Origin of the sequence: Sphingomonas sp. (assembly GCF_013812825.1) — a bacterium.
Taxonomy (GTDB): Bacteria; Pseudomonadota; Alphaproteobacteria; order Sphingomonadales; family Sphingomonadaceae; genus Sphingomicrobium.
This window is the reverse complement of sequence record NZ_JACCSU010000058.1, coordinates 1-9,596: the sequence shown is the minus strand read 5'-3', so window position 1 is coordinate 9,596 and position 9,596 is coordinate 1. Positions and strand designations below refer to the sequence as shown.

Here is a 9,596-nt window from a genome sequence, read left to right as displayed (position 1 = left end):
CCACGGTGTCGCGCCCTCCGCTCGGCTCCCGCCATGCGGGCGAGACGGGGGGATTGTCGGGCGCGCCGTTGAAAGGGCTTGCGCTCGACGCGTTGCGCCGCTTCCGCAGTGCCGGCGGCGCCGCTCTGCCGCTGATCGGCGTCGGCGGAATAGCCACCGCCGACGACGCATGGGATCGAATCCGCGCCGGGGCGAGTCTGGTCCAATTGTACAGCGCGATGGTGTTCGACGGGCCGCGCATCGGCCGCCGCATCGCCGCGGGGCTCGCCGAGCGGCTTGAGCGCGGCGGTTTCGCCAGCATTGCCGAGGCGGTGGGGAGCGAGTAGCCCGCGCCTCATGCCCGTGAGCCTGTTCCGCTTAGCCGCCGCCTGCCTTGCCCTCGCCGGCTGCGCCACCGCTTCTTCGCGCCCCGCGCCAATTGCCGCGAACTCGGGCATGGTCAGCGCCGCCGACCCGCGCGCCGCCGAAGCGGGCGCTGAAATGCTGCGCGCCGGCGGCAGCGCGGCCGACGCGGCGCTGGCGACCCTGCTCGCGCTGACCGTGGTCGAGCCGCAAAGCTCGGGCATCGGCGGCGGCGGCTTTCTCGTCTACGACGACGGCGACGGCACGCCCGCGACCTACGACGGCCGCGAGACCGCGCCGATGGCCGCGACCGGCACCTGGTTCTTCAGGGACGGCAAGCCGATGGCGATCGGCGAGGCGATCCCCGGCGGCAAGAGCGTCGGAGTCCCCGGCAATGTGCGGCTGATGGCGGACGCCCATCGCGACCAGGGCCGGCTGCCGTGGGCGAGGCTGTTCGCTCCCGCCATCCGGCTCGCGCGCGAGGGTTTCGCGATCACTCCGCGGCTCCACCGAGCGCTGGGCCGCGAGCGAGAGACGGGCGCGCTTTCTGCCGACGGCCGGGCGCTGTTCTACGGCCCGAACGGGGAACCGCTGCCGGTCGGCACGGTCGTCCGCAATCGCGCTCTGGCGGCCTTCCTCGAGCGGCTCGCGTCGCAGGGACCGGACGCCTTTTACGTCGGCCCCAACGCACAGGCGATCGTCGCCACCGTCAACGGCTCGCCGCGCAACCCCTCCCGGATGACCGCCGGCGACCTCGCCGCCTACGATGCGAAGCCGCGCCCGCCGGTGTGCGGCGTCTACCGGGCGCACAAGATCTGCGGCATGGGGCCGCCGTCGTCGGGCGCAACGACCGTGTTCGCGATCTTGAAGCAGATCGAGCGGTTCGACCTGCGCGCGCTCGGCCCGGCGTCCCCGACCAGCTGGCACCTGATCGCCGAATCGATGCGCCTCGCCTTCGCCGACCGCGACCGTTATCTCGCCGACGGCGACTTCGTGCCGGTCCCGGTCGCCGGGCTGATCGACCCCGGCTACCTCGCTTCGCGCTCGGCCTTGATCGCTCCCGACCGGACCCTGGCGGCCGTCAGCGCCGGCACTCCCGCCGGAGCTCCGCGGGTCACGGCGGGCGTCACCGCCGATGTTCCGGGAACCTCGCATTTCGTCGCCGTCGACCGCTGGGGCGAAGTCGCCTCGCTGACTTCGACCATCGAGAGCGTTTTCGGCTCCGGACTGATGGTCAACGGCTATTATCTGAACAACGAGCTGACCGACTTCAGCATCGTCCCGGTCAAGGACGGAATCCCGGTCGCCAACCAGGTCGAGCCGGGCAAAAGGCCGCGCAGCTCGATGAGCCCGACCATCGTCTACGGTCCCGACCACAAGGTCCGACTCGCCGTTGGAGCGGCCGGCGGCCCGACGATCATCGCCCAGGTGGCGAGGGCGATCGTCGCTGTCGTCGACTGGGATCTGACCGCCCAGCAGGCGCTGGCGCTGCCGGTGATCTTCGCTCCGGGCGACACGCTGTTCGTCGAACGCGGCACCGCGCACGAGGCGATGATCCCGGCGCTGCGGGCGCTCGGTCATTCAAAAATCGATTTCCGCGAGCCGGGATCTTTCAAGGCCAATGCGATCGAATGGACGGGCGGCCGCTGGGTCGGCGCCGCGGATCCGCGCAGCGAAGGCGCCGCGGTCGGCGAGTGAGCAACTGATGGCCCGGCTGCTCGAGCAATTTCCCAACCTGGTGACGATGTTCCTGACGCGCGCGGCCGAGAAGGGCGACAAGCCGTTCCTGTCGGCCAAGCGCGACGGCGCCTGGCGGGCGACCAGCTGGAGCGAGGCCGCTCGACAGGTCGCGGCGCTCGCCGAGAGCCTGCAGCGGATCGGGCTCGAGCCCGGCGACCGGGTGATGCTAGTCAGCGAGAACCGGCCCGAATGGCTGATCGCCGACCTCGCGATCATGGCCGCCGGCTGCGTCACGGTCCCGACCTACACCACCAACACGACGCGCGATCACACCCACATTCTCGGCAATTCGGGCGCCAGAGCGGTGATCGTCTCCAACCAGAAGCTCGCCAAGTCGCTGGTCCCGGCGGTGCTGTTCTCGGCCGAATGCCACCATTTGATCGGCATCGAGGCGATCCGCACCGGCCAGGCGACCGACGATTTCCGCTACCATGCTTGGGACGATCTGGTCGCCGGCGACCCCGACCTCGGCGCTCTCGAGCGCCGCTTGCAGCGGGTCGGGCGCGAGGCTCTTGCCTGCATCATCTACACCAGCGGCACCGGCGGCGCCCCGCGCGGCGTCCAGCAGCACCACGGAGCGATCCTCCACAACATCGCCGGCTGCGTCGACGTCATTTCGAGGGACTTCGGCTGGGACGAGGAATTGTTCCTCTCGTTCCTCCCCGCCAGCCACGCCTACGAGCACACCGGCGGCCAGCACTTCCCGGTCGGGCTCGGAGCCCAGATCTATTACGCCGAGAGCCTCGAGAAGCTGTCCGCCAACATCGAGGAGGTGCGGCCGACGATCATGGTCGTCGTCCCGCGACTGTTCGAGATGCTCCGAGCGCGGATCCTCAAGTCGGTCGCCAAGGGCGGCCTGTCCGACTACCTGCTCAAGCGCGCGCTGGAGGTCGGCTCGAGCCGCTACCAAGGCCGGTTCAAGCCGTGGGACCTGCCGATGGACGCAATCCTGTCGCTGACCGTCCGGCGCAAGGTCAGCCGCCGCTTCGGCGGCCGGATCAAGGCGATGGTCTCGGGCGGCGCTCCGCTCAATCCCGAGGTCGGGTTGTTCTTCCACTCATTGGGCCTGACCCTGCTCCAGGGCTACGGCCAGACCGAAGCCGGCCCGGTGATCAGCTGCAACCGGCCAAGCGCCGGAATCCGCCTCGAAACGGTCGGCCCGCCGCTGGTCGGCACCGAGGTCCGGATCGCCGAGGACGGCGAGATCATGGTCCGCGGCGAGAACGTGATGCACGGCTACTGGCGCAGCCCCGAGGAGACCGCTCGGGTGCTCCGGGACGGCTGGCTGGCGACCGGCGACGTCGGCCACCTCGACGACAACGGCCGGATCGTCATCACCGACCGCAAGAAGGATCTGATCGTCAACGACAAGGGCGACAATGTCGCTCCGCAGCGGGTCGAGGGGATGCTGACCCTGCAGCCCGAGATCGCCCAGGCGATGGTCCACGGCGACCGCCGCCCGTACCTCGTCGGCCTGCTGGTGCCCGACCCGGAATACGCCGGTCAGCCGGACGTCGAGCAGCGGCTCAAGGCCGCCCTCGAGCGGGTCAATGCCGAGCTGTCCATTGTCGAGAAGGTGCGCCGCTTCATCATCGCCGACGAGCCCTTTTCGATCGAGAACGAGCAACTCACACCATCGATGAAGGTCCGCCGCCACGTCCTCAAGGCCGCCTACGCCGAGCGGCTCGACGCGCTCTACAAGAAGTAGGTTCGCGACGCCCGCTCGAAACCAACGGCCGTTCGTCTCGTTGGTCTGTGGAAGGGAAAATCGATGATATTTGCCAGAACATTCGCCGTCGGACTGGCGCTGTGGGCGCTGTCGGCTTGCGAGGTCACCGTCAAACCGGAAAACTCGGACGCAGGAGCAAATCAGGTCGATCAAAGCGTCCAGGCCAGCCAGCCCGACCCCATCGAGCAGTTCAATGCCCAGGCCGCGGCACGAGCAAGGCAATTAGCGCTGCAATCCGGCCCCGAGCAGCAGCGGGCACAAGCGCGCCAGCAGGCCCGGCAGCAACTTCAGGACCTGCGATTTGAGGTCGACATCAGCGATCGCAAGCTTCGGGTCTTCCGGGGCAATCAGCTGAAGTCGACCCACGACGTCGCCGTTGGGACGAAGGAATGGCCGACTCCCACCGGATCGTGGGAATTCCATCGAGTCGACCTCAACCCGGAGTGGATTCCGCCCAAGAGCGAGGAATGGGCGAAGGATGAAAAGCGGGCAGCTCCCGGATCGCCGGACAATCCGATGGGGCGCGCCCGGCTGGTCTATCGAATGCCCAACACGGTCCACGGCACCGACGACCTGAATTCGCTCGGCAAGGCCTCGTCACACGGTTCGATCCGGGCCGCCAACGAAGTCGTGCTCCAGCTCGCCGAGATGCTGTTGAAGGCCGGCGGCGCCTGGGAGGGCCCGCAATGGTTCCAGAAGATGAAGGACAACCGCACCGAGGAGTACCAGGTTCAGCTCGAGCAGCGCATTCCGATCAAGGTCCAGGAATAGACGCGCCAGCCCGCGCTAATGAAGAGTGGCGTCCTCCGAGCGTCGCCATCTGGCCCTGAACGGCCGCGAGCCCGCATTCGCGCACGATGGCGCCAACAATCGCGGCGCCCTGGCTAGCCCCGCGTGCTCTCGTAGGGCGTGAAGTCGCCGAACACGCAGGTGCCGACCGTCATCCCGCTGGACAGGTCGGCGACTTGGCCGATGTCGCCGCGGCACAGGCCGCTGCCGCCGTACCGGTTGGTCACCAGCGCGTAGTGGCCCGAACCGAGGTTCGAGCACTGGTGCGAGAGGTTGGCGACCCACACGCGCCGGCTGCCGTCGCGGAACGCGACCGTCTGGTCGTCGATCACCACCATTTCGTTGGCGCGGTAGTTGGGCAGGCAGCTGACCGCGGGTCCGGCGACCTTGCCGGCGAGCAATTGCTGGAAGCGGTTTTCAGCCTTGGCGCTGCGGCCGGGCTGCGGCGCAGCCGCACAGGATGCCAGAGTCGCGCCGATCAACAGGAGAGCAATGCCGCGCATGGACGACCACCTTTCAACTTCGAATGCGTCTGCGACGCATTGGCGCTCTCGCCTATGAACGGAAGCTGTCTTTTGCCGCCCGCAGGCGAGCGAATTCTTCCACGCCCGCGGCTCGAACGAAGGGGTTGGTCGCGCGTTCTTGGGCGACGCTGGTGGGAAGCGTGATCTGGCCGGCGGCACGCATCGCCTCGACCTCGGCCAGCCGCTCGGCGATCGCCGCGTTGCCGGGCTCGGCGTGGACCGCGAAGCGCGCGTTGGCGAGCGTATATTCGTGGCCGCAGTAGAGCGCCGTGTCGTCGGCCAGGGCCGCCAGCCGCCCGAGCGAATGGTGCATCTGCTTCGCGGTGCCCTCGAACAGTCGCCCGCAGCCCATCGCGAACAGCGTGTCGCCGACGAAGGCGATCCGGTCCTGGTCGAAGCAGAGCGCGACGTGGCCCAGCGTATGCCCGGGAATCTCGATCGCGGTCCCGCAATGCTCGCCGATCCTGAGCTCGCTGCCTTCGGAGAGCGCGAGGTCGCGGCCGGGGATGGTCTCGCCCGCGGGGCCGGAAACGGTGCAGCCGGTCGCCTCCTTCATCGCCACGTTGCCGCCCGAATGGTCCCAGTGATGGTGGGTGTTCCACACCTGGGTGATCGTCCAGCCGCGGCGCTTCGCCTCGGCGAGCGCCGGAGCCGCGTCGCCGGGATCGACCACCGCCGTCTCGCCGCTGTCGGCGTCGTGCACCAGCCAGATGTAATTGTCGGTGAAAGCGGGAACGACGACGATCTCAAGTGGCGAAGGCATCGTAACCCTCGGAGTTGAACTCGATCAGGCAGAAGCCGTGTCCAAACGGGTCGGCGAACATCGCGATCCGGCCGTAGGGCGCGTCGCGGGCCGGCGCTTCAAGCACCGCGCCGGCGGCCAGCGCACGCTCGGTCGCGGCGTCGAGCTCGTCGACGACGATGTCGGGATGGATCGGGGTCCAGTGGCGCTGGTAGCGGCGGTGCTCGTCGCGATCCGGAGCGATCGGCGTGCCTTCGTCCTTTTTGAGCAAATAAATCGGCGCGTCCAGCCCGAGCAGCTCGACGAAATCGGATCCGAACCGGCGCCCAACCGTGAGGTCGAACGCCTGGGTGTGGAACGCTTCTCCCGAGGCTATATCGGGAACGTCGATGTTGACCAGCAGGCCCGGCATCAGTTGTTCTTAGCGGGCGGCGCCTTTGGCGTCACGGGTGCGGGCAACAGCCTCAGCGCCTCGAGCGCCGCCTTGCCGATCGGCCCGTCGCGGTCGAACTGGCTGGCCTGGGTCCAGTATAAGCGCGCCTTGGCCATGTCGCCGGCGAAATGGGCGACGTGGCCGGCTTCGAACAGGATCGTCGGGTCGGCGGGAGCCAGGCTCAGCGCCCGGCCAATCGCATATTGGGCGGTCGCCCGGTTCTCCTCGCGGATCGCCAGGGCGGCCGAGAAATACCAGTAGAACGGGTCGGCGGCGATGGTCGCGGCGGCTTCGTTCAGTTTCGCCCGGGCGGTCTTGAGATCGTTCTGCGCCTCGGCCGCCCGGGCCCGGTCGAGCAGCGCCTCGCCGCGCTGCTCGGCCTGAAGGGCCGTCCCGGCGAGCGCCCGGTCGAGGGCGAGGGCCGCCTTGCCCGGCTGGTTGGCCGCGATCCACATGTTGCCGGCGGCGGCCAGCATCCGCGCCTTGGCCGGGTCGCCGTCGGCGGTCGCCAGCGCCGCCTGTTCGAAGGCCGCGGCCGACGCATCGGGCTTGCCGGCGCCGCTCGCCTCGAGCGCCCGGCAGACGAACGCTTCGGGGGTGACGACGTCGGGGCAGGCCTGCCGAGGAGCAGGAGCGGGAGCGGCGGCGGCGATGGCGGCGGCGAGGAACAGGATCATGGCTCGGGCTCCAGAAGCGCGGCGACGGTGCGGACGATCGCGTCGATCTCGAGCGGCTCCGACAACCGGTGGCCGCCGCCCTTTAGGATATTGAGCTGGACATCGGCTGAACGCAGCTGGCGCATCAGCTTCAGCGCGATCGCCGGCGGGACGTCGGCGTCGGCCTCGCCGTGGACCAGGCGCACCGGGCAGTCGACCGCGATCGGCCCGCCGAGCAGCCGCAGCGACTCGCCCGATTCCCAAAAGGCGCGCGTGGTCAGCTGCGCCTCGCCGCCATGGGGGCTGGAACGCTCGATGCTGCCGTGGTCGAGCAGCTGTTTCTTCTGCTGGGCGGTGAAGCCCCAGTCGGTGAAGTCGGGAGCAGCGGCGATCCCGACCAGCGATTGGACCCGCTCGGGCAGCCGCAGCGCCACGTGCAGTGCGATCCACGCGCCCATCGAGGAGCCGACCAGGATCAGTGGCCCCTCGCTCAGCCGCTCGGCCATCGCCAGCGCCTCGTCGATCCAGCGATCGAGCGTCCCCTCGGCAAAGCGTCCTTGAGATGAGCCGGTTCCCGAATAGTCGAAGCGCGCCATCGCCGCGCCGCGGCTTGCCGCGAACGCGTCCAGCGCCAGCGCTTTGGAGCCGTCCATGTCCGACGCGTAGCCGGGCAGGAACAGCAGGGTCGGCGACGATCCGGCGCGCAGCCGGTAGGCGAGCCGGGCGCCGCCGACGTCGAGATAATCGAGCCCGGGTTGGGTTCCGCTCATTGGATCAATCGCTTAGGCTCAAACCGCGCTGTCCGGACACGGCAAAAGGGCTTTTATCCGCGCCGTCGGCACTGCCTGTGGATCCCCTCGATGAGCGTGTGTGGCCCATTTGCATCAGTTGATTTTCAATTGCCGCGAGGACGTTCCTTAGCTGAAACTTTCGGCCATTCGAGCGGTTGGGGAGCCGCCAATCAAGCGCCATAAGAGGTAAATTCACATGCGCAAATATCTTCTCGCGGCAGTTGCCGCAGCGGCGATCGCAACACCTGCGGTCGCTCGCGACGGGGCCGGCTATGTCGGGCTCGAGGGGGGCATCATGTTCCCCGAGGACTGGGATCTGGAAGGTGAGTTTCTGTTCACCGACCCGACCGTTCCCGATTTCGTTCAGGGGGACGTCGCCGACTTGGAATTCAAGCGCGGCATCGATGTCGACCTGATCGGCGGCTACGACTTTGGAATGTTCCGCGCCGAAGCCGAGCTCGGCTACAAGCGCGCCAAGTTCGACGACGTCGAGTTCGACGACGATTTCGGCCTCGCGGATGACGATGTCGACGTCGATGGCAAGGTCAGCGTGCTCTCCCTGATGGGTAATGCGCTGCTCGATTTCGGCGGCGATGACGCCGGCTTCGGCGCCTATGTCGGCGGCGGTTTCGGCCGCGCGCGCGTCAAGGCGCTCGGCGATCGCGACAGCGCCTGGGCATGGCAGCTGATCGCTGGCGTTCGCACGGCTCTGTCGGAGAACATCGATGCGGGCCTGAAGTATCGTTACTTCCGCACCGGTCGGCTCAACTTCCGCGATGAGTTCAACGACGCGGACGGTGGCGGCTTCGTCGGCTCTCGCGAGCGGTTCAAGTCGCACAGTCTGCTGCTGAGCCTGATCTACAACTTCGCTCCGCCGCCGCCGCCTCCGCCGCCCCCGCCGCCTCCGCCGCCGCCGCCCGTTATGGCGCCTGCGACGCAGACGTGCCCGGACGGATCGGTGATCATGGCGACGGACATGTGTCCGCTGCCGCCGCCTCCGCCGCCGCCGCCGCCGAGCGCCGGCGAGCGCGGATAAGCGCGAACACCCGACACACGGGCGTAACCAACTTCCCGGGCGAGGCACCTGCTTCGCCCGGGATTTTCTTTGCCTGCCGCCAACCTTCGGGGAAGCGATTGCGGAACGCTCGGTCCGGGCACAGGTTGAGGGGTCTGGCGAGGAGGCGAAGCCGATGCGGTACCGGAAGCTTGGCGACAGCGATCTCGAGGTTTCGGAGATCTCGCTCGGCTCGTGGCTCACCTACGGGCTTGGAGTCGAGGCCGACGCCGCGCAGGCCTGTCTGGATGCCGCCTTCGATCAGGACATCAACTTCATCGACACCGCCAACGTCTACGGCCGCGGCGCCGCCGAGACCTTCCTCGGCGACGCGCTCAAGGGCCGGCCGCGCGACAGCTACATCCTCGCCACCAAGCTCTATTTCCCGATGAGCGACGAGGACCGCGGCCTGTCGCGCGCCCAGGTCGAAAAGCAGCTCGATGCCTCGCTCGCTCGGCTGCAGACCGACGTCATCGACCTCTACCAGTGCCATCGCTACGACGACGAGACCCCGCTCGAGGAGACGATGGAGGCGCTGACCCGGGCCGTCGCCAGCGGCAAGGTCCGCACCATCGGTTTTTCGGAGTGGCCGGCGGAGCGCATCCAGGCGGCGCTGGACATGGCCGGAGTGACCAAATTCGTCTCGAGCCAGCCTCAATATTCGCTGCTGTGGCGCGAGCCGGAGGAACAGGTGATCCCGCTGTGCGCGGCCAACGGCATTTCGCAGATCGTCTGGTCGCCACTCGGCCAGGGCGTTCTGACCGGCAAATACGACCCGGACCGGCCGCCCCCGCCC

The 9,596-nt window shown here is 68.4% G+C and carries 10 protein-coding genes and 1 pseudogene; 6 read left to right on the top strand and 5 right to left on the bottom strand.

Going from position 1 to position 9,596, the window contains the following annotated elements; translation table 11 throughout:
• The 4 genes and pseudogenes from H0T81_RS07600 to H0T81_RS07585 form a co-directional block, all read left to right on the top strand.
• Positions 1 to 326, top strand: a pseudogene (locus H0T81_RS07600) (dihydroorotate dehydrogenase (quinone)); the annotation flags it as partial.
• Between the two features lie 109 nt (positions 327 to 435).
• Complete coding sequence (ggt, locus tag H0T81_RS07595) at positions 436 to 2,040, top strand: gamma-glutamyltransferase (RefSeq protein ID WP_294011498.1); 1,605 nt, start codon at positions 436 to 438, stop codon at positions 2,038 to 2,040.
• A gap of 7 nt (positions 2,041 to 2,047) precedes the next feature.
• Entirely contained in the window at positions 2,048 to 3,790 is a 1,743-nt protein-coding gene (locus H0T81_RS07590; RefSeq protein ID WP_294011496.1) for an AMP-dependent synthetase/ligase, read from the top strand.
• Between the two features lie 63 nt (positions 3,791 to 3,853).
• Positions 3,854 to 4,582, top strand: a complete 729-nt coding sequence (locus H0T81_RS07585) for a L,D-transpeptidase (RefSeq protein WP_294011494.1) — start codon at positions 3,854 to 3,856, stop codon at positions 4,580 to 4,582.
• A gap of 113 nt (positions 4,583 to 4,695) precedes the next feature.
• Here the strand turns inward: H0T81_RS07585 and H0T81_RS07580 are convergent, their stop codons facing one another.
• The 5 genes from H0T81_RS07580 to H0T81_RS07560 are packed head-to-tail and all read right to left on the bottom strand — an operon-like array spanning position 4,696 to position 7,725.
• Positions 4,696 to 5,103, bottom strand: a complete 408-nt coding sequence (locus H0T81_RS07580) for a DUF6491 family protein (protein ID WP_294011492.1) — start codon at positions 5,101 to 5,103, stop codon at positions 4,696 to 4,698.
• A gap of 52 nt (positions 5,104 to 5,155) precedes the next feature.
• Positions 5,156 to 5,887: a hydroxyacylglutathione hydrolase gene (gloB, locus tag H0T81_RS07575; RefSeq protein ID WP_294011490.1), complete on the bottom strand. Its 732-nt coding sequence runs from the start codon at positions 5,885 to 5,887 to the stop codon at positions 5,156 to 5,158.
• The gene (locus H0T81_RS07570; protein ID WP_294011488.1) at positions 5,871 to 6,278 is read right to left on the bottom strand and encodes a VOC family protein; all 408 of its coding nucleotides are present in this window, start codon (positions 6,276 to 6,278) and stop codon (positions 5,871 to 5,873) included. Before H0T81_RS07570 ends, gloB begins: the two co-directional genes overlap by 17 nt.
• A complete protein-coding gene (locus H0T81_RS07565; RefSeq protein WP_294011487.1) occupies positions 6,278 to 6,976 on the bottom strand; it encodes a hypothetical protein in 699 nt (232 codons plus the stop codon). The genes H0T81_RS07570 and H0T81_RS07565 overlap by 1 nt, the downstream gene beginning before the upstream one ends.
• Positions 6,973 to 7,725: an alpha/beta hydrolase gene (locus tag H0T81_RS07560; protein WP_294011485.1), complete on the bottom strand. Its 753-nt coding sequence runs from the start codon at positions 7,723 to 7,725 to the stop codon at positions 6,973 to 6,975. Before H0T81_RS07560 ends, H0T81_RS07565 begins: the two co-directional genes overlap by 4 nt.
• A 217-nt stretch (positions 7,726 to 7,942) precedes the next feature.
• Here H0T81_RS07560 and H0T81_RS07555 point away from each other — a divergent pair, with 217 nt between their 5' ends.
• On the top strand, positions 7,943 to 8,782 hold the full coding sequence (locus H0T81_RS07555) for an outer membrane beta-barrel protein (protein ID WP_294011483.1): 840 nt from the start codon (positions 7,943 to 7,945) through the stop codon (positions 8,780 to 8,782).
• A 154-nt stretch (positions 8,783 to 8,936) separates the two neighbouring features.
• Positions 8,937 to 9,596 (top strand): aldo/keto reductase (locus H0T81_RS07550; protein ID WP_294011482.1); only part of this gene is annotated, 660 nt, incomplete at its 3' end.

Coding starts and splice junctions, on each gene's coding strand:
- ggt (WP_294011498.1), top strand. CDS start 436: ATGGTCAGCGCCGCCGACCCGCGCGCCGCCGAAGCGGGCGCTGAAATG.
- H0T81_RS07590 (WP_294011496.1), top strand. CDS start 2,048: ATGGCCCGGCTGCTCGAGCAATTTCCCAACCTGGTGACGATGTTCCTG.
- H0T81_RS07585 (WP_294011494.1), top strand. CDS start 3,854: ATGATATTTGCCAGAACATTCGCCGTCGGACTGGCGCTGTGGGCGCTG.
- H0T81_RS07580 (WP_294011492.1), bottom strand. CDS start 5,103: ATGCGCGGCATTGCTCTCCTGTTGATCGGCGCGACTCTGGCATCCTGT.
- gloB (WP_294011490.1), bottom strand. CDS start 5,887: ATGCCTTCGCCACTTGAGATCGTCGTCGTTCCCGCTTTCACCGACAAT.
- H0T81_RS07570 (WP_294011488.1), bottom strand. CDS start 6,278: ATGCCGGGCCTGCTGGTCAACATCGACGTTCCCGATATAGCCTCGGGA.
- H0T81_RS07565 (WP_294011487.1), bottom strand. CDS start 6,976: ATGATCCTGTTCCTCGCCGCCGCCATCGCCGCCGCCGCTCCCGCTCCT.
- H0T81_RS07560 (WP_294011485.1), bottom strand. CDS start 7,725: ATGAGCGGAACCCAACCCGGGCTCGATTATCTCGACGTCGGCGGCGCC.
- H0T81_RS07555 (WP_294011483.1), top strand. CDS start 7,943: ATGCGCAAATATCTTCTCGCGGCAGTTGCCGCAGCGGCGATCGCAACA.